Origin of the sequence: Aeromicrobium sp. (genome assembly GCF_037719875.1) — a bacterium.
Lineage (GTDB): Bacteria > Actinomycetota > Actinomycetes > Propionibacteriales > Nocardioidaceae > Aeromicrobium.
Window position 1 is genome coordinate 112057 of the sequence record NZ_JBBJMJ010000005.1, and the last position, 17014, is coordinate 129070.

At 68.0% G+C, this 17014-nt stretch carries 18 protein-coding genes; 4 read left to right on the top strand and 14 right to left on the bottom strand.

Annotated features, from left to right (window positions below; genetic code table 11):
* Window positions 1-31 precede the first annotated feature (31 nt).
* The 4 genes from WKF39_RS07250 to WKF39_RS07265 all read right to left on the bottom strand — a co-directional run bounded on the left by WKF39_RS07250 (window position 32) and on the right by WKF39_RS07265 (window position 5691).
* A complete protein-coding gene (locus WKF39_RS07250; protein ID WP_340386847.1) occupies window positions 32-1546 on the bottom strand; it encodes an aldehyde dehydrogenase family protein in 1515 nt (504 codons plus the stop codon).
* Window positions 1543-3126 carry a GMC family oxidoreductase N-terminal domain-containing protein gene (locus tag WKF39_RS07255; protein ID WP_340386849.1) on the bottom strand — a complete coding sequence of 528 codons (1584 nt, stop codon included), beginning with the start codon at window positions 3124-3126 and terminating at the stop codon, window positions 1543-1545. The genes WKF39_RS07250 and WKF39_RS07255 overlap by 4 nt, the downstream gene beginning before the upstream one ends.
* Before the next feature lie 70 nt (window positions 3127-3196).
* On the bottom strand, window positions 3197-4777 hold the full coding sequence (locus WKF39_RS07260; RefSeq protein ID WP_340386851.1) for a thiamine pyrophosphate-binding protein: 1581 nt from the start codon (window positions 4775-4777) through the stop codon (window positions 3197-3199).
* A complete protein-coding gene (locus WKF39_RS07265) occupies window positions 4774-5691 on the bottom strand; it encodes an o-succinylbenzoate synthase (RefSeq protein ID WP_340386970.1) in 918 nt (305 codons plus the stop codon). Before WKF39_RS07265 ends, WKF39_RS07260 begins: the two co-directional genes overlap by 4 nt.
* A gap of 147 nt (window positions 5692-5838) precedes the next feature.
* On the opposite strand from WKF39_RS07265, the gene WKF39_RS07270 reads away from it, so the two are divergent.
* Entirely contained in the window at window positions 5839-6498 is a 660-nt protein-coding gene (locus WKF39_RS07270; RefSeq protein WP_340386853.1) for an SDR family oxidoreductase, read from the top strand.
* On the opposite strand, the gene WKF39_RS07275 is transcribed toward WKF39_RS07270, so the two are convergent.
* Both WKF39_RS07275 and WKF39_RS07280 read right to left on the bottom strand, forming a co-directional pair.
* The gene (locus WKF39_RS07275; protein ID WP_340386855.1) at window positions 6495-7541 is read right to left on the bottom strand and encodes an AMP-binding protein; all 1047 of its coding nucleotides are present in this window, start codon (window positions 7539-7541) and stop codon (window positions 6495-6497) included. The two genes, WKF39_RS07270 and WKF39_RS07275, sit on opposite strands and share 4 nt — an antisense overlap.
* Window positions 7538-8098 (bottom strand): hypothetical protein, encoded by a 561-nt coding sequence (locus WKF39_RS07280; RefSeq protein ID WP_340386857.1) that lies wholly within the window; start codon window positions 8096-8098, stop codon window positions 7538-7540. The genes WKF39_RS07275 and WKF39_RS07280 overlap by 4 nt, the downstream gene beginning before the upstream one ends.
* 58 nt (window positions 8099-8156) lie before the next feature.
* On the opposite strand from WKF39_RS07280, the gene WKF39_RS07285 reads away from it, so the two are divergent.
* Window positions 8157-9062, top strand: a complete 906-nt coding sequence (locus tag WKF39_RS07285; RefSeq protein WP_340386859.1) for a 1,4-dihydroxy-2-naphthoate polyprenyltransferase — start codon at window positions 8157-8159, stop codon at window positions 9060-9062.
* Between the two features lies 1 nt (window position 9063).
* Window positions 9064-9558 carry a metallophosphoesterase family protein gene (locus WKF39_RS07290; protein WP_340386861.1) on the top strand — a complete coding sequence of 165 codons (495 nt, stop codon included), beginning with the start codon at window positions 9064-9066 and terminating at the stop codon, window positions 9556-9558.
* 90 nt (window positions 9559-9648) lie between these two features.
* On the opposite strand, the gene WKF39_RS07295 is transcribed toward WKF39_RS07290, so the two are convergent.
* A complete protein-coding gene (locus WKF39_RS07295; protein ID WP_340386863.1) occupies window positions 9649-10731 on the bottom strand; it encodes a PLP-dependent cysteine synthase family protein in 1083 nt (360 codons plus the stop codon).
* Window positions 10712-10978 carry a DUF4229 domain-containing protein gene (locus WKF39_RS07300; RefSeq protein WP_340386865.1) on the bottom strand — a complete coding sequence of 89 codons (267 nt, stop codon included), beginning with the start codon at window positions 10976-10978 and terminating at the stop codon, window positions 10712-10714. Before WKF39_RS07300 ends, WKF39_RS07295 begins: the two co-directional genes overlap by 20 nt.
* Window positions 10979-11047: 69 nt before the next feature.
* On the opposite strand from WKF39_RS07300, the gene WKF39_RS07305 reads away from it, so the two are divergent.
* On the top strand, window positions 11048-11317 hold the full coding sequence (locus WKF39_RS07305) for a PLDc N-terminal domain-containing protein (RefSeq protein ID WP_340386867.1): 270 nt from the start codon (window positions 11048-11050) through the stop codon (window positions 11315-11317).
* Window positions 11318-11392: 75 nt separating this feature from the next.
* Here the strand turns inward: WKF39_RS07305 and WKF39_RS07310 are convergent, their stop codons facing one another.
* The 6 genes from WKF39_RS07310 to WKF39_RS07335 form a co-directional block, all read right to left on the bottom strand.
* Window positions 11393-12322: a DUF559 domain-containing protein gene (locus WKF39_RS07310; RefSeq protein ID WP_340386869.1), complete on the bottom strand. Its 930-nt coding sequence runs from the start codon at window positions 12320-12322 to the stop codon at window positions 11393-11395.
* A gap of 164 nt (window positions 12323-12486) precedes the next feature.
* On the bottom strand, window positions 12487-13431 hold the full coding sequence (gene ccsB / locus WKF39_RS07315) for a c-type cytochrome biogenesis protein CcsB (protein WP_340386871.1): 945 nt from the start codon (window positions 13429-13431) through the stop codon (window positions 12487-12489).
* Between the two features lie 22 nt (window positions 13432-13453).
* Window positions 13454-15010: a cytochrome c biogenesis protein ResB gene (locus WKF39_RS07320; protein ID WP_340386873.1), complete on the bottom strand. Its 1557-nt coding sequence runs from the start codon at window positions 15008-15010 to the stop codon at window positions 13454-13456.
* A 25-nt stretch (window positions 15011-15035) separates the two neighbouring features.
* Window positions 15036-15788 (bottom strand): cytochrome c biogenesis protein CcdA, encoded by a 753-nt coding sequence (locus tag WKF39_RS07325; RefSeq protein ID WP_340386875.1) that lies wholly within the window; start codon window positions 15786-15788, stop codon window positions 15036-15038.
* The gene (locus WKF39_RS07330; RefSeq protein WP_340386877.1) at window positions 15785-16366 is read right to left on the bottom strand and encodes a TlpA disulfide reductase family protein; all 582 of its coding nucleotides are present in this window, start codon (window positions 16364-16366) and stop codon (window positions 15785-15787) included. The genes WKF39_RS07325 and WKF39_RS07330 overlap by 4 nt, the downstream gene beginning before the upstream one ends.
* Window positions 16363-17013: a histidine phosphatase family protein gene (locus WKF39_RS07335; RefSeq protein WP_340386880.1), complete on the bottom strand. Its 651-nt coding sequence runs from the start codon at window positions 17011-17013 to the stop codon at window positions 16363-16365. The genes WKF39_RS07330 and WKF39_RS07335 overlap by 4 nt, the downstream gene beginning before the upstream one ends.
* Between the last annotated feature and the right edge of the window lies 1 nt (window position 17014).

Below are 17014 nucleotides of genomic sequence, written 5' to 3' on the forward strand. Positions count from 1 at the left end.
GCCCACAGGCGTACGCCGCGACCCCGTCCCCCTACTTCAGCGTCTTCTTCCCGCCGTGCATCATCGTGATCATCTGCAGTGCGTTGCCGTCGGTCTTGGCATCGCGCGCGAATGACGTCAGCATCATCAATGGCTTGAACTTCTGCCGCGTGATCGCCTTGGCGTAGGTGAACTCCTTGAGCCCGTCCGGGCCGTGGATCCGGCCGAACCCGGACTCCCCGACGCCACCGAACGGAAGGGCAGGCACCGCGGCGAAGGCCACGACCGAGTTGATCGAGGTCATGCCGGACCGGATGCGCCGGGCGATGTCCATGCCGTTCTTCTTGGAGAACACCGCGCCGGCGAGGCCGTACCTGGTCGCATTCGTGAGCTCGACCGCCTCATCCATGCTCCTGACCGGGTTGATCGCAAGAGTCGGCCCGAAGGTCTCCTCCGTGATCTCGGTGGAGTCCTCGGGCACGTGCGTGAGGATCGTGGGCTGAACGAACCGCTCGCCGACCGCATCGGATCCGCCGATGACGACCTTGGCACCCCGTGCGATCGCATCGTCGATGTGACTCTTGATGATCTTGAGCTGCGACGGCATCGTGATCGGGCCGATCTTGGCCTCGCTGTCGGACCCGGCGCGCAGGCCCTTGGCCTGCTCGGTGATCTCGGACATGAACGCGTCGAAGACCTTTTCGTGGACGTAGACGCGCTCGGTGCCGATGCAGGTCTGCCCGGCGTTCGACATCCCGCCCCAAAGGGCGGCCTCCGCCGCCTTGGCGAGGTCCGCGTCCTCGTCGACGATCAACGAGTCCTTGCCTCCAGCCTCGATGATGACCGGCGTGAGGTTCTTCGCACAGGCGGCCATGACCTTCTTGCCGGTGGCCCCGGAACCGGTGAATGCCAGCTTGTCGACATCGGCGACGCACAGCGCGTTGCCGGTCTTGCCGAGTCCCGTCACGACCTGCAGGACGGGGTAGCCGTGCAGGACCTCGGTCAGCGTGTCAGCCAACCATTGACCGACTCCTGGGGTGTATTCGCTGGGCTTGAAGACCACGGTGTTGCCGGCCGCGAGGGCGTATGCGATCGAGCCCATGGGGGTGAAGACCGGGTAGTTCCACGGGCCGATCACCCCGACGACGCCGAGCGGCTTGTATTCGACCGTCGAGGCCTGATTGGCCATGAGCAGGCCCGACGGGACCTTGTGGCTGCCGAGGACCTTCTTGGCGTTCTTGGCGGCCCAGGTGATGTGGTCGATCGCCATCACGATCTCGAGCTGCGCATCGCCGTGCGGCTTGCCGGTCTCGCGGTGCGAGATCTCCGCGAGCTGCGCGATGCGGCGGGTGATGACGCTTCGCCAGGTCAGTAGATATTCCGCCCGGTCGTCGAAGCTCAGGGCGCCCCACCAACCGGCGGCTTCGCGAGCGCGGGCCACGGCCGCATCGACCTGCACCTTGTCGGCGATCGGGTGGACCCCGACGAGGTCGCCGTTGGAGGGGTTGAGCGACTCGAAGGTCGCCGCGGTGCCGCTCTCGACCGTCGGCTCCAGGGTTGCTGTCATCGTGACTCCTTGATGAGGTCGGCGCACTTCTCGCCGATCATGATGGTGGGGGCGTTGGTGTTGCCTCGGGGGACGCGAGGCATGACGGAGGCATCCGCGACGCGAAGGCCATCGACGCCGTTGACCCTGAGCTCGGCGTCGACAACGCTGCCTTCGACCGAGCCCATCGAGCAGGTGCCCACGGGGTGGTAGAGCGTCTGACCCAGCTGGCCGATCGCCTCGATGAGGTCGTCGTCCGAGGGATTGGCCGAGCCCGGGATCCACGGCTCGTCGATGAACTTGGCGATCGCGCCCTGACCCTGGATCTCCAACGCACGACGGAAGCCCGCGATCATCGCGTCGAGGTCGGCCCGGTCGTCGAAGTAGCCGGGCTCGATCTCGGGATGCCACGTCGGGTCGGCGGACCGTAGTCGCACGTGGCCCTTGCTCTGGACGTTGACCAGCGTCACTGCAGTCGTGAGTGCCCGGCGTACGGGCTCGTGCATGCCGTTGTCGTAGAACCCGGTCGGCGCGACGTGCAGCTGGATGTCGGGTGCCGGCAGACCGTCACGCGACGGGAAGAATGCCCCCGACTCGGCGATGTTGGAGCTCAGCGGACCCTTGCCGGTCGCCTTCCACTTGATCAGGTTGCCCATGCCGAGCATCTCGGCCATGTCGCTGGTGTCCTTGGTGTAGGTGAGGATGTCCGAGACGGGGTGGTCCTGCAGATTCTGTCCGACACCGGGCGACTCGACACGTACGTCGATGCCGTGCTCGCGCAGGTGGGCACCGGGCCCGATGCCCGACAGCATCAGCGTCTGTGGGCTGTTGATCGCCCCACCGGACAAGATGATCTCGGCGTCGGCGCGCACCGTGTGCGTGTTGCCACCTGCGCGGTAGGTCACGCCGGTCGCGCGGCTGCCGTCGAGGTCGATCCTGGTCACGAACGCATTGGTCCGCACCGTCAGGTTGGGGCGGCCCATCGCGGGCCGGATGTAGGCGTCGGCTACCGACCAGCGGCGACCCTTCTTGCACGTCAGCTGATAGAGGCCGGCGCCCTCCTGCTCGGCGCCGTTGAAGTCATCACTGCGCTTGAGGCCACCGGACACCGCGGACTCGACGAACGCGTGGGTCAGCTCGTGGGTGTAGCGACGATCCTCGACGTGCAGCGGCCCGTCGGTCCCGTGGAACGGATCGCCCAGCCGGGTGTTGCCCTCGGCCTTCTTGAAGTAGGGCAGGACGTCGTCATAGCCCCACCCATCGGCGCCGAAGCCGTCGCGCCACTCGTCGTAGTCGGCGCGATTGCCCCGGATGTAGATCATCGCGTTCATCGAGGAGCAACCGCCCAGCGCCTTCATGCGCGGCCAGTAGGCGCGCCGTCCACCGAGGTGCTTCTGCGGGGTCGTCTCGTAGTTCCAGTCCCACTTGGTCTTGAAGAGCGTCGAGAATCCGAGCGGCATCTGGATCATCTCGTCGTCGTCCTCGGGTCCCGCTTCGAGGAGCAGGACGCTGGTGCCGGGATCCTCGCTGAGGCGCGCGGCGACGACACCGCCTGCGCTTCCAGATCCGATGACGATGTAGTCGAAGCTCTCGGTGGTCATGTGCTCCCTCATTCAGCCCCCGTGACGTGCCTCACAACCTACTGCGGGTATGACGATGCCACAACTGGTGTCAGCGTCTGAGTGCAGCCTCGACGGCGGCACCGATCCGGGTCTGGAGGTCGTGCCGTCCGGCGCGATCGACCGGCACCTCGAGTACCCGGATGCCGATGACGGGCTCGTCGAGTGCGGCGGCCAGATCGCGTGGCATGACGAGGCGGTACGGAACTCCATAGCCCGCGCAGAGCGCGCTGATGTCGGCACCGGTCGGCGTGGCGTATACGCGCTCGAATGCCGCCGCATAGTCCGGTGCGCCCTGCTCGAGCGTCGCGAAGATGCTGCCGCCATCATCGGACGCAACCACGATCGTGAGATCGGGGCGTGGCTCGCCCGGTCCGATCAGCAGGCCGTTGCTGCCGTGCAGGAACGTCAGGTCACCGACGTAGGCGATCGAGCGGCTGGACGTACGCGCGAGGGCCGCGCCGATCGCGCTGGACAGTGTGCCGTCGATGCCGGCGAGCCCACGGTTGGCGATGACCAGGCGCCGCTCACCGACCGGGTAGGGCCGGGCCACCAGGTCGAGATCACGGATCGGGCTCGACGAGCCGACGAACAGGAGCCCCTCCGGTGGGACGGCTGCGTTGATCGCGCGGGCCACGTCGTACGGCGTGGTGCCGTCGAGCTGGGCGTCGATCGCCTCGGTGGCCATGGCGTCGTCGGCTCGCCACGCCGCGAGCCAGGCCGGATCGTCGACGCCGTCGGTCTCAGCCGACTCGACGAAGCGAACGTTGGGGCCGGCCGATACGGGGAAGGTCGACTGTGTGCCGACGTGGATGATCTCGATGTCGGTGCGGGCGAGGAGCTGTGTGACGGGACGGCTGAGGGTCGCGTGACCGAAGCTCACGACCCGTTCGATCTGCGCGGCCAGGGGCGAGTGGGCGAGAAGGAGCCGGTAGGCCACGAGCGCCTCGCCGTTGCGGGATCCTGAGCTCGGCTCGGCGAGGAGTGGCCAGCCGGCGTCGCGGGCCAGGATGCGGGCGGGCTGCATCGCATCGTCGCCGGCAATGACCACCGTGCGGGGACCGATCTGGAGGTCCGCGGAGTCGACCTCCCCGCGCGACCCCGAATGCGTGCCCGACTGCGTCCCCGACTGCGGACCGGGGAAGTCCCAGTCGACCGGCTCGATCAGCGGTTCGTCGAGCTCCAGGTTGAGGTGCGCCGGGCCACCGGGGATCGCGCCGATCTGGTCGCCGAATGGGACGCCCGGGAAGATTTCGCGCTGGTCCGTGGTCTGGTTCGCGCCGGTGCCTCGGAGCATGCCCGGGCGGTCAGCGGTGACGGCGATGAGTGCCACACCGGCGTGGAGGGCCTCCAGCATGGCGGGGTGGAGGTTGGCAACGGCGGTGCCAGAGGTCGTGACGACCGGGACGGGCCGACGCGAGGACTTGGCGAGGCCGAGCGCCAGGAATCCCGCCTCGCGCTCGTCGACACGCACATGCAGCCGGATGAGCGCCTGCTGGTCTGCGGCGGCCAGTGCCAACGCCAGTGGGCCGGATCGGGACCCCGGGGCCAGGACCGCGTCGCGCACGCTGAGGCCCAGCAGCTCCGTCACGAGCTGCCGCGCGACGCCAACGGCAGTGGTCTCGTCGCTCATGCCAGCACCGCCCTGACGGCGGACAGCCTGGCCTGCCAGCGGGCGTCGGTCGCACCGTCTGCGGCCACTGCGGCGTATGCGGCCGGGTCGAGCACCTGGCGCCCGACCGGGAGGAATCCGTCGACCGGCACGAGCGGTTCGGCCACGACGTCGCCATCCAGGAGCGAGGTCGTGGCCAGCCCACAGGCGTACGGCAGCTCGGGCAGTGCCGCGGCGAGCGCGAGGCCCGCAGCAAGGCCGATCGACGTCTCGACCGCGCTGGAGACCACGACCGGCAGCCCGATCTGCTCGGCGATGCGCAGGCTCGCGCGCACTCCTCCGAGCGGCGCCACCTTGAGCACGGCGATGTCGGCTGCCTCGAGCTCGATGATCCTGAGTGGATCGTCGGCGCGGCGGATCGACTCGTCGGCGGCGATCGGGACGTCGACCTTGCGGCGCACAGCGGCGAGGTCCTCCACCGAGGCGCAGGGTTGCTCGACGTACTCCAGGCCATGGGCGGCATGGTCCAGCGCAGCGATCGCACCGATCGCCTCATCGACGGCCCAGCCGCCGTTGGCATCGACGCGGACATTCCCGTGGGGTCCGATCGAGTCCCGCACAGCCTCGATGCGGGCGATGTCGTCCGCGAGGCTCTGACCCTTCTCGGCGACCTTGACCTTCGCCGTCGCGCATCCGCTGCTCCTCACGATGCGGGTGGCGTGCTCGGGGCCTACGGCCGGGACGGTGCAGTTGACCGCGACCTGCGAGCGTATGGGCACCGGCCACTCGCGTTCGGCGGACTCGAGCGCCGCGGCCAGCCACGGGGCACTCTCGCGGGCGTCGTAGTCGAGGAACGGACTGAACTCGGCCCATCCAGCAGCGCCCTCGACCAGCATCCCCTCGCGCCGGTCGATGCCACGGAACCGGGTGGGCATCGCGATGGCGTACGTACGGAAGTGCACGACGTGAACCCTAGCCCCGCCGACGTACCGTGATGGCATGAGTGAGCGCCAGCGAACGAAACGACAGACATCAGTCAGGCCGGTACCTCAGTACCGTCGCTTCTCCACGGAGGTGCCGGCATGAGCCGAATCGCCATTGTCGGAGGCCACGGCCAGATCGCCCGCCTCCTGATCCCCCTTCTCGTCGATGCCGGACACGTGCCGGTCGCCCTCGTTCGCAACCCCGATCACGCCGCCGAGCTCGAGCGCCTGGGCGCCGAGATCGGGATCCTCGACATCGAGCAATCCGACGCCGGCGCGTTCGCCGATGCCTTCGTCGGCGCCGATGCCGTCGTGTTCGCGGCTGGCGGCGGGCCGGACGGTGACATCGCGCGCAAGCGGAGCGTCGACCTCGGCGGCTCGATCAAGTCGATCGAGGGCGCCGGGACTGCGGGCGTGTCGCGATTCGTGCAGATCTCCGCGATCGGCGTCGACCAGCCGATCGATGACGACGCGGGTGAGGTGTGGGTCGCGTATGTCGAGGCCAAGCGCGATGCGGACATCGCCCTGCGCGACAGCGAGCTCGACTGGACGATTGTCCGGCCCGGCGCGCTGACCGACGATGAGCCGACCGGCCAGGTCGAGCTCGCGGAGCAGGTCGAGCGGGGGCAGATCCCCCGCGCCGATGTAGCCGCCGTCATCGCCGCCGTGCTCGATGAGCCGGCCACGATCGGCCGGCAGTGGGAAGTCGTCAGCGGCGAGGTACCGATCGCCCCCGCCATCACTGCAGCGGTGCGTTAGCGGCCAGCGGCTCGGAGGAGGATCTGCCGGTCGACCTTGCCTCCGGGCAGCAGCGGGAGCGAGTCGAGGAGCACGACGTCGCGGGGGGCCCAGCTGCGAGGGAGCCCGGCCTCCTCGATGGCATCGCGCACCTCATCGAGCCGCAGACCGTCCAGGCACACCGCGTCATCGGGCACGAGGAATGCCACGACCCGCGCGCCCCACTCGTCATCGGGCACGCCGAGGGCGATCGCATCACGTACGCCCTCGCAGGTCCTGAGCACCGTCGTCACCGCTGGCAGCGGCACATTGACGCCGCCACTGATCACGACGTCGTCGGCGCGGCCGGTGATCCGCAGCCGGCCAGCGGGATCGATCTCGCCCAGGTCGGCCGTGGCGAACCACCCGTCCTGCAGCACCCGGGCGGTGACCACCGGATCGGCATAGCCGTCGAACAAAATCGGCCCGGAGAGGTGCACCTGGCCCGCGTCGTCGAGCCTCACTCGTACGCCATCCAGTGGGTACCCGTCATAGACGCAGCCGCCCGAGGTCTCGCTCATCCCGTACGTCCTCACGACCCGCGCACCGGCCTCGCCGAGGACCTCCAGCAACCCGGCCGGCACGGCCGCCCCGCCGATCAGGACTGCGTCGAGCAGCGCGAGGTCGTCGAGGTCGCCGGACTCGGCAAGACGGTGCACCTGGGTCGGGACCAGCGAGGCATAGCGGCGCGGCCCGGGGATCGCCGCGATCGCCGCGCCCAATGACGCATGCTCGTCGGCATAGACCGGTTCGAGACCAGAGACTGCGGAGCGTACGAGGACCTGCAGGCCACCCACACCTGTCACCGGGATGTCCTGCAACCAGCCACCGGGACCACCGAGCCGGTCAAGACTCGCCTGCGCCGACGCCAGCACGGCGCGATGGGACAGGACGACATCCTTGGGCTCGCCGGTGCTGCCGGACGTCCGGATGACCAGCGGCTCGCCCCCGTGCCGCACCCACGGCTCGACGAGCGCAAAGACCTCCCGCGGGTCACCCGCGACCGGCCGCAGCCCCGCTGTCACACCGGTTCGCCGGGCTCGGCCGGAGCGTCGAGCGGTCGCTTGAGATAGGTCCACGGGAACCACATCGTGCCGATGCGCTCCCAGCCCTTGGCCTCGAGGTCTCGCGCCTTGCGGCTGCCGATGACGGCCCGGCGGTGCTCCCACTGGGTCGACGACTTCTCCACGTCGTGGAACAGCGGACCAAATCCGACCGAGTGCCAGCCGTGCCGACCCCACTCGTTGAGCTGGTCGATCTCGTTGAATGCCGTGAGGCCGATGAGCTGGCGGTGCTCCGCCGTGCCCGGGGTCGGTGAGGGTCGGTGCCCGAATCGTTGCTGCGCCGCCTGCCGGGACATCCCGAGCGCTGACCCGATCGCCTCCCAGCTCCAACCGGCAGCCCGAGCCGACGAGACCGCAGAGCGGAGCAGTCGGCCGGACTCCTCGTGCGCTCGGTACGTCAGCACGGCAAGGTCGAGGTGAGCCTGCGGCTCGGTCTCGAGCCTGCGCTCGATCGTGGGGTCCAGGCGTGCGACCGCGCGGGCGATGAGACCTGCGAGTTCCTGGTCGTCGATGGGCATGATGTCAACGGTAGCTTGACGCTTCGCGCGCGTCAACAGGAAGTTGACATCGGTCCGGATGGCACACTGGTCGATCGTGAACGCCCCCTCGCTCTCCCCCACCCAGCTCTGGGTCGCCGGCGCCCGCCCTCGTACGCTCCCGGCCGCGATCGCTCCGGTCCTCGCCGGCACCGGCGCCGCCGCATTCGCGGACTCGTTCGTGTGGTGGAAGGCGCTGCTGGCGTTGGGTGTGTCACTGGCCCTGCAGATCGGCGTCAACTACGCCAATGACTACTCCGACGGCATCAAGGGCACCGATGACGACCGAGTCGGTCCGCTGCGCCTCGTCGGCTCCGGCCTCGTCCCGGCTCGGTCGGTCAAGCGCGCAGCGCTCCTGTTTCTCGCGATCGGCGCCGCCCTGGGGTTCGCCCTGGCCGCGACCACGACCTGGTGGCTCCTGCTCGTCGGCGTCGCCGCCATCGCTGCGGCGTGGACCTACACCGGCGGACCATCACCGTACGGATACCGGGCCCTCGGCGAGATCAGCGTCTTCGTCTTCTTCGGTCTTGTCGCGGTGCTCGGCACGGCCTATGTCCAGATCGAGGACTTCACCTGGCTCGCCCTCGCCGCAGCGATCGGCGTCGGGGCGCTGGCCTGCGCGATCCTCGTCGTCAACAATCTGCGCGATATACCGACCGACTCGGTCACCGGCAAACGAACCCTCGCGGTCGTGATGGGCGACCTCAACACCCGACGCTTCTTCACGGTCCTGCTGCTCGTCGCGCTGGGCGCGCTGATCTGGGCCTCGGTGTTCACTGCGTGGGCCTTGCTCGGACTCATCGCGGTCCCGTTCGCGGTGCGGGCCAGACAGGCGGTGGCCTCGGGCTCCAGGGCCATGGCGCTGGTCCCGGTGCTGCGTGACACGGGCCTCGCCGAGCTCGCCTATGCCGCGGGGCTCGCACTCGGCCTGTTCATCGGGGCCTGACGTGCTCCGGGTCGCGGTGCTCGCAGACACCCATGCGCCCCGATTCTGGAAAGTCATCCCGCCGGCCGTCGCTGAGCAGCTTGCCGGCGTCGACCTGATCCTGCATGCCGGCGACGTCTGCACACCGGGAGTCCTGGACGAGCTGGCCGCGTTCGCCCCGGTGCATGTCGTGCTCGGCAACAACGACGGCCCTGAAGTTGCCGCATGGGGAGCCCCCGAGACCCTCGAGCTGGACCTCGGCGGCGTCAGGGTCGCGATGATCCACATCAGCGGCGACAAGGTCGGGCGGACCGCCCGGATGAGGCGGCGCTTCCCCGACGCCGACCTCGTCGTGTTCGGCCACTCCCACATCCCGTGGGACACCGAGCAGGACGGTCAGCGCCTGTTCAACCCCGGTTCGCCCACTGACAAGCGACGCCAGCCGCACGGGACGATGGGGCAGCTCGTGATCGATGACGGCGCCCTGGTCTCGGCCGAGATCGTGGCGGTCACCTGACGGCGAGCGGTGACTTAGCGACCTTTCCGAGCAGCCGAAAGGTCGCTGGGTCACCGGCGGACTGGCCTCCGTGGCCAGCTCACCAAACCGTCACACCGCCGGCAGCACACCCGTGCGGTCGAACTCCTCGAGCGCGGTGGCATATGGCGTGAGGTCGAGTCCCTTGGTCTTCAGCCACGCGTCGTCGAAATAGGTGCGCTGATAGCGCTCGCCACCATCGCAGAGCAACGTCACGACGCTGCCAGTCTCCCCGGCCGCACGCATCTCGCCGATCAGCTGGAGCGAGGCCCAGACGTTGGTGCCGGTCGAGCCACCGACCGGCCGGCCAAGGATCCCCGACACCCAGCGCATGGCGGCGATCGAGGCGGCATCGGGGACACGCACCATGTCGTCGATGACCCCACCGACGAACGATCCCTCGATGCGCATGCGGCCGATGCCCTCGATGCGGGACGGCCGGTCAGTCGTGACATCGGAGCTGTCGGACTCCCACCCGGCATAGAACGCCGAGTTCTCGGGGTCGGCGACCACGACGCGGGTCTCCAGCCGGCGATAGCGGACGAACCGGCCGATCGTCGCGGACGTGCCTCCGGTTCCGGCGCCGACGACGATGAGGCTCGGGCACGGGTGCGGCTCGGCGGCGAGCTGCTCGAAGATCGACTCGGCGATGTTGTTGTTGCCGCGCCAGTCGGTCGCCCGCTCGGCGTAGGTGAACTGGTCCATGTAGTGGCCGCCGCAATCCTCGGCCAGCTGCTTGGCGACGTCGTAGACCGTGCCCGGGTCGTCGACCAGGTGGCAGCGTCCCCCGTAGAACTCGATCAACGCGATCTTCTCGGTGCTGGTCGAGGCCGGCATCACCGCGACGAACGGCAGTCCGACGAGCCGCGCGAAGTACGCCTCGCTGACCGCGGTCGACCCGCTGGAAGCCTCGATGACGGTTGACTCCGGCTTGAGCCAGCCGTTGCACAGGGCATACAGGAACAGGGAGCGGGCGAGACGGTGCTTGAGGCTCCCGGTCGGATGGACCGACTCATCCTTGAGATAGAGGTCGATGCCCGGAACCGGGATCGGCAGCACGTGCAGGTGGGTGTCGGCGCTGCGATTGGCGTCAGCCTCGACCCGACGGATGGCCTCGGAGATCCACGCGCGGCTCTCAGTCGATGTCTTCGGCACGGCGGGACTCCTCGACCCGTTGGGTCATTCGCGTGGCACGCTCCTGGACGCTCTGAGCGAGTTGGTCACGCAGCCCGGCGAGGACGAAGATCGAGATCACCGACGACACGACCAATGAGATGAGCAGAACCCACAACGTCGTGACCCTCGTCGTCTCGAGCCAGATCGAAGAAATCAGCCACACCACCCCGAAGCTCACCCCGAAGACGGCGAACCGGGCGAGCGTGTAGGTCCAGAAAGCCTTCATGGCGGCAGCCTAATCGTTCACCGGAGCCACTCAAGCGGCCGGTTCGCCCGCCCCCGGTAACGTTGAACCATGGCCAAGTTCGTCATCGCTGTCATCGGGATCGCGATATTCGTCTATGCCTTGTTCGACCTGATCGCCACGCCACGCGAGCGGGTCCGCTACATCCCCAAGCCGCTGTGGTTCGTCGTGCTGTTCCTGGTGGGCATCGGTCCGCTGCTGTGGCTGTTCGTCGGTCGTACGCGCTCCAGGCCGGGCGGCAAGGGCCAGCCGAAGCCCAAGCCCAAGCCGCCGGGCCCACGCGGACCCGACGACGATCCGGACTACCTCCGCGGTCTCTAGCCCCACCCCCCGAGCTCACCCCCCAGATGTGAAGCCTTGTGGTCGGTTTCGAGCTGTGGTTTCGACCAGAAGGCTTCACATCTGGTGGGCCTTGCCGAACCACTGCATCCACGAATCGTTGATGAGGGGCGCTGGCCCCTCGTAGCCGCGCTGCTTCAGCGCCGCATACACCCGCCACGGCACGCTCCGCGGATCACGCAGGTCCTCATTCATGATCACGATGACCCGCCAGCCAGCTGCCTCAAGCCGCTCACGTCGCTCGCGATCTCGTCGCTGCTGAGCCCCATGGTGCGCACCGTCGTACTCGACAAGAACCTTCCAGCGGACGAAGCACAAGTCACCGCGGGCCAGGAACTCCCCGCCCACACGCTCGATGATCACGTTGCAGGCGGGCTCAGGTAGGCGGGCGAACGTGAGCATCAACCGGATCAGGGTCTCGCGGGGCGACTCGACACCCTCACGAATCCAGACCAGCGCCCGGCGTGCCCGTCGCACGCCGTCGAGGTGGCGATCGTTCACATAGCGCTCCAGGCTCTCCAGCGTCGACGCCTTCGTGTGGAGCAACACCTCGCCGAACTGGACCAGCTCGACGTACGAGAGCCGGGTCGCGCAATCGACGAATGTGCGGTCTGGGCCGGTCACCGGAAGCCCGGCGCGCTCATACCGAGTCAACCGACCCAGCCTCCGGTGCAGGAGGATCCCCTTGTGCTTGGTGACACTCGACGTGTTGGTCGAGAGCTCCAGTCGGGTGAACCGATGCGGTCGGCGAAACCCCCAGAGCTCCATCGCGCTGGTGTGACTCACGACAGCATCGCGGGGGAGGATGAGGAGCGCGCCACGCAACCAGACCTGGAGAGTCAGCTCAAGCGATGCCAGGATGTGGACGCCGTGAAACAGCTGTCGGAAACGGCGACCCCGCAGCGTGCGCCGGCTCAATCCCACCTCGAGAGCGGTGGCCGAGGTGAACGGACCTGAGGCCATGGCCGGCGGGATCTTGTGTGTCACCGCGCCATCGTCGGCTGGCCCAGCCGCGCAGGACGGCCCCGATGAAGGACGTGTGGACGAGCCCGCGACGGGTGTCGCCCTGTGGAGGAACGATGTGATGCGGTTTGGTCACAATGACGCGCGCGAAGCGACCAGAAGGCTTCAAATCTGGGGGGGACGGGGACCTATTTGGCGTACGAGTGCATTCCGGCGACGAACAGGTTGATGCCGACAAAGTTGAACACGAACGTCGCGAAGCCGACGAGCGCGAGGATCGCCGCGGACTTGCCCCTCCACCCGGCAGTCGCCCGAGCGTGGAGGTAGCCCGCGTAGACGACCCAGGTGATGAACGCCCAGACCTCCTTGGGGTCCCAGCCCCAATAGCGTCCCCACGCGTATTGCGCCCAGATCGGCCCGGCGATCAGCGCCGCGAACGTCCAGATCGGGAAGGCGAACGCATGCACGCGATAGGCAACCTGGTCGATCTTTGCCGACGACGGAATGCGCCACAGGAAGCCGGTGCGATCATCGGGCGCGGTGTTGCGCTCAGCGCGGGCCTTGACCAGATAGAGGACCGAGGCAGCGGCACCGACGAGGAATGCGGCACCAGCGATCATCGCGCCGAGGACGTGGATGACCAGCCAGTAGGAGTGCAGTGCCGGGACGAGCGGCCCCGGGGGCACGAACACCAACGCTGACAGGCCCAGGACCACGGTGCCGGAGCCGGTGATGATGGGGCCGACCCAGTCGATCTCCCAGACTCGCACGAGAACGATGTATGCCGTCAGGGCGACGAGCGTCGACGCGCAACCGAACTCGTACATGTTGCCCCACGGCACCCGCTCGGCCGAGAGGCCACGAGCCACGACTCCCAGCAGCAGGATGATCCACGCCAGCCCGGTGAGGGAGAAGCCGATCCCGCCGGCCAGGTCGCTGCGGTCGACCGGGCCCGCCCGGTCAGGGGCGGAATGACCGTCGGTCGAGGTGCCCGCGTCGACCAGCTCACGGTCGGGGGCGACATTGCGGGCGAACCCCCACTGGGCGACGTAGGCGACGAAGGCCAGCGCGAGGATGCCGGTGGCCGACGCGACGGCGTAGTTGGAGATCTGTTCGAACTGGGCAAGCGTCATCGATCCGCTCGCTTCCGCTCGCTCATACCTTCTCCTCTGTCTCGTCAAGGGCTCCGCGGAACCGCTCGAGGAATACGTCCAGGTCGGCCGGCAGGTCGTCACGGGGGACGCGGTCGAGCACGGCGACATCCACCACGGTACGTGAGCCGTCACGACGGGCCCGAATCCAGGTCCTGCGCGGTTTGATCGACAATGACATGACCAGCCCCAGCAGCCCGGCGACGATGCCGATCAGCGGCACCTTGACCAGCGGCGACGAGCTGATCTGGAATCGCGCGAACTGCTTGAGGTCGACGAACTGGATCGTCCCTCCGTCCGGGAGGTCGGTCACCTGCCCCTTGCTGAGGCTGATCCGGAAGCCCTTGTCCCCGTTCATGTACTGCTCCATCTTCGACTTGTCGAGGATGTAGACCGACTGCGGCGTGCCGTCGTCCAGGCCGAGGTCGCCGTGCCACACGAAGAGCCCGAGGAAGGGGTTGAGCGGCGCCGGGAAGGCAGAGAACGATGCATCGGCGCCGCCAGAGGTCACCGCGGTCGGGAGGAAGAAGCCCTGGAAGCCGAGCTGTTCGGGCTCTGCGCCGGTCACCTTCACGACACCGTTGGAGGTGTATGTCGAATCGGTTGGCAGGAAGGGGACGGCGTCGTTGAACACGACGTTGCCCTTGGCATCGGTGACCTTGATGATCGGCGCATATCCCTGGCCGACAAGATAGACCGAGGTGCTCCCGATCTGCAGCGGGTGGTTGACCGTGATGTCGAACATCCGCTCGGTCGCGCCCGGCGACGGGGCAAAGCTGCCCTTGGCCTCGAACAGCCGCGGCGCGCCCCGCTGGGGCCCGGCGGTCTGGAACTTCGCAGTGAACTGGTCGAGGTCGAGCGAGAACGGCGGAAGGCTCTCGGGGTCGAACAGCGAGCCGGAGCCGAACTCGTCGTACTGCGTGAGGACGTTGGAGAAGCCGTCACCCTCCGTGACGATCGCCGCGCCGCGATAGCCGAACAACGTGCCAACCGCGACGCCGACCAGCACCACGACGACGCTGATGTGGAACACCAGGTTGCCGGCTTCCCTGAGGAAGCCCTTCTCGGCGCTGAGCTCGGCCATGTCGGGCCCGCCGTCCGCGACGTCGATGCGCGCCCGGCCGAGGGCCTGTCGGCCGGCAGCCAGGACCTCATCGAGCGAGGCTGCGGTCTCGAAGGAGGCCGATGCCGGGAGGCGGGAGAAGTTGCGCGGCGCCTTGGGCGGCCTGGCGCGAAGGGCCCGGAGATAGACGAACGACCGCGGCACGATGCAGCCGATCAGCGACACCATCAAGAGCAGGTAGATCGCGCTGAACCACGGCGAGGTGTAGACGCTGAAGAAGCCCAACCGGTCCAACGTCGGCGCGCTGTCGGGGTGATCCAGGAAGTAGGCCTCGACCGCTCGGGCATCGACACCCCGTTGGGGGACCAGCGAGCCGGGCACCGCAGCGATCGCAAGCAGCAACAGCAGGAACAGTGCTGTACGCATCGAGGTGAGCTGGCGCCAGAACCACCGTGTGAGCTCTCGGCGGCCCAGCTCGCTGACGGCATTTACACTCATGCCGAAGCCTTCAGCTGGTGCTCGCTCATATCGGCGCCTGGAATCCGCTGACCCAGCTCTGCATCTCACCGACGAGGTGGTCCCAGAGGCCGGTCACGAGCATGATCCCGACCGCGATCAGCAGGGAACCGCCCACGATGGAGACCGCTCGCTGGTGGCGCCTGAACCACGAGAGTGCGCGCATGAAGCGACCGAAGCCCAGCGCCGCCAGCACGAACGGGATGCCGAGCCCCAGGCAGTACGTGAACGCGAGGAAGGCTCCTCGGGCGGCTGACGCGTCGTCTGCCGCAAACGACAGCCCGAGCACCGCGGCGAGAGTGGGGCCGATGCACGGCGTCCAACCGAGTCCGAAGAACACCCCGAGCACCGGCGCTATCGCCAGCCCGACGGCCGGCACCGCGTGCACCCGGGTCTCGCGCTGCAGGAACGGAACAAGGCCGATGAAGACGAGGCCCATGGCAATCACCAGGATTCCCGTGACGATCGACAGCTCGCGCTGATACTTCTCCAGCTCGAGGCCGACCGAGCCGAACAGTGCACCCCCGAGCACGAAGACCACCGTGAAACCAAGGACGAAGAGCAACGCGCCGGCGAGCAGCCGTCCGCGGCGAGCCGTCTCGAGATCCTGGGCCGCGACCCCCGAGACATACGAGAGGTAGCCCGGCAGCAGGGGCACGACACACGGGGAGAAGAACGAGACCAGCCCAGCGAGGATCGCGACGGGCGCCGCCAGGAGGAGATTGCCGGAGTAGATCGTGTCCTGGAACCAGTCCGTCACGACGTGCTCTTCTGCACATCGTCGATCAAGTTGGCCAGGGTCGACGCCGACACCTCGTCCATGATGCGCACGGCGACCCTCCCCTCGTCGTCGATGATCCACGTGGTTGGGATCGCCTGCGTCGGAAGGCTGTCGACGAACTTCAGCTCGAGGCTTCCGCCCTGGTCGTCGAAGCTCGGATAGGTGATGTCCTTCGTACGATTGAACGCCAGAGCTGTGTCCCGATCCGACCGGTTCAGGATGCCGACGAACTGCACGCCCTTGTCGGCATACTCCTCGGACACGAGCTTCAGGTCCGATGCCTCGGCCCGGCACGGCGCGCACCAAGGGCCCCACACGTTGACCACGATGGTCTTGTCGGCAAAGTCGGCGGTCGACAGTGGTTTGCCGTCGATGCCGTCGCCCTCCAGCACCGGCGCCTTCTTGCGGTCAGCCACGTCGACCTTGGTGATCGTGCCGTCGCCGCTGACAAAGCCATCGGTGTTGCGGTCCTTGCCCTCACCACCGCAGGCCGCAACCAGAGCCAGGATGCCGACCGCCGCAGCGACGCGCGCACGCGCGCCAGGCCGAGAGGTCATGCTCCGCCGGCGAACTTGTTACGGAGTGCCGCCGGGATGAGGTCGCCGGCCGGCTCGCTGTAGGTGAACCCGACGAACTGGTCGCCGTCGAAGGTCAGGCTGGTCAGGCTCGCCAGGGCACACTGCCGCTTGCGCGGGTCGTGCACATAGCTCTTCTGCTCGTATGCCCGACGCGCGATCCAGACCGGAAGCTGATGCGCCACGATCACGGCCTCGTGGCCACGAGCGGCTTCACGCGCGTCGTCGACCGCGAGCCGCATGCGGGCCGCGATCTCCTTGTAGGGCTCACCCCAGGACGGACGGAACGGATTGCGCAGCATCCACCAGTTCTGCGGACGCTTGAGCCCCCCGTCACCGACACCGAAGGTCTTGCCCTCGAACAGGTTGGCCGCCTCGATGACCCGGTCATCGGTGTGGATCGGCACCTCGAGAATCTTCGACAGCGGCTCGGCGGTCTGCTGAGCACGCTCCAGCGGCGAGGCGACGAGGTGCACGATCTCGTTCTTGGAGAGCCATTCGGCCACGGTCTCGGCCATCTTGTGACCCAGCTCGGACAGGAAGTACTCCGGGAGCCGGCCGTAGAGCACCCCGTCAGGGTTCTCGACCTCACCGTGCCGCATCAGGTGCACGATCGTACGTTCGCTCATC

What these genes read in the sequence shown, in the direction of transcription:
- ccsB (WP_340386871.1), bottom strand. Translation starts at nt 13,431, where the DNA reads ATGACGCTTGCCCAGTTCGAACAGATCTCCAACTACGCCGTCGCGTCG.
- WKF39_RS07300 (WP_340386865.1), bottom strand. Translation starts at nt 10,978, where the DNA reads ATGAAGGCTTTCTGGACCTACACGCTCGCCCGGTTCGCCGTCTTCGGG.
- WKF39_RS07285 (WP_340386859.1), top strand. Translation starts at nt 8,157, where the DNA reads ATGGCACACTGGTCGATCGTGAACGCCCCCTCGCTCTCCCCCACCCAG.
- WKF39_RS07280 (WP_340386857.1), bottom strand. Translation starts at nt 8,098, where the DNA reads ATGCCCATCGACGACCAGGAACTCGCAGGTCTCATCGCCCGCGCGGTC.
- WKF39_RS07255 (WP_340386849.1), bottom strand. Translation starts at nt 3,126, where the DNA reads ATGACCACCGAGAGCTTCGACTACATCGTCATCGGATCTGGAAGCGCA.
- WKF39_RS07265 (WP_340386970.1), bottom strand. Translation starts at nt 5,691, where the DNA reads ATGCCCACCCGGTTCCGTGGCATCGACCGGCGCGAGGGGATGCTGGTC.
- WKF39_RS07270 (WP_340386853.1), top strand. Translation starts at nt 5,839, where the DNA reads ATGAGCCGAATCGCCATTGTCGGAGGCCACGGCCAGATCGCCCGCCTC.
- WKF39_RS07260 (WP_340386851.1), bottom strand. Translation starts at nt 4,777, where the DNA reads ATGAGCGACGAGACCACTGCCGTTGGCGTCGCGCGGCAGCTCGTGACG.
- WKF39_RS07250 (WP_340386847.1), bottom strand. Translation starts at nt 1,546, where the DNA reads ATGACAGCAACCCTGGAGCCGACGGTCGAGAGCGGCACCGCGGCGACC.
- WKF39_RS07305 (WP_340386867.1), top strand. Translation starts at nt 11,048, where the DNA reads ATGGCCAAGTTCGTCATCGCTGTCATCGGGATCGCGATATTCGTCTAT.
- WKF39_RS07320 (WP_340386873.1), bottom strand. Translation starts at nt 15,010, where the DNA reads ATGAGTGTAAATGCCGTCAGCGAGCTGGGCCGCCGAGAGCTCACACGG.
- WKF39_RS07330 (WP_340386877.1), bottom strand. Translation starts at nt 16,366, where the DNA reads ATGACCTCTCGGCCTGGCGCGCGTGCGCGCGTCGCTGCGGCGGTCGGC.
- WKF39_RS07335 (WP_340386880.1), bottom strand. Translation starts at nt 17,013, where the DNA reads ATGAGCGAACGTACGATCGTGCACCTGATGCGGCACGGTGAGGTCGAG.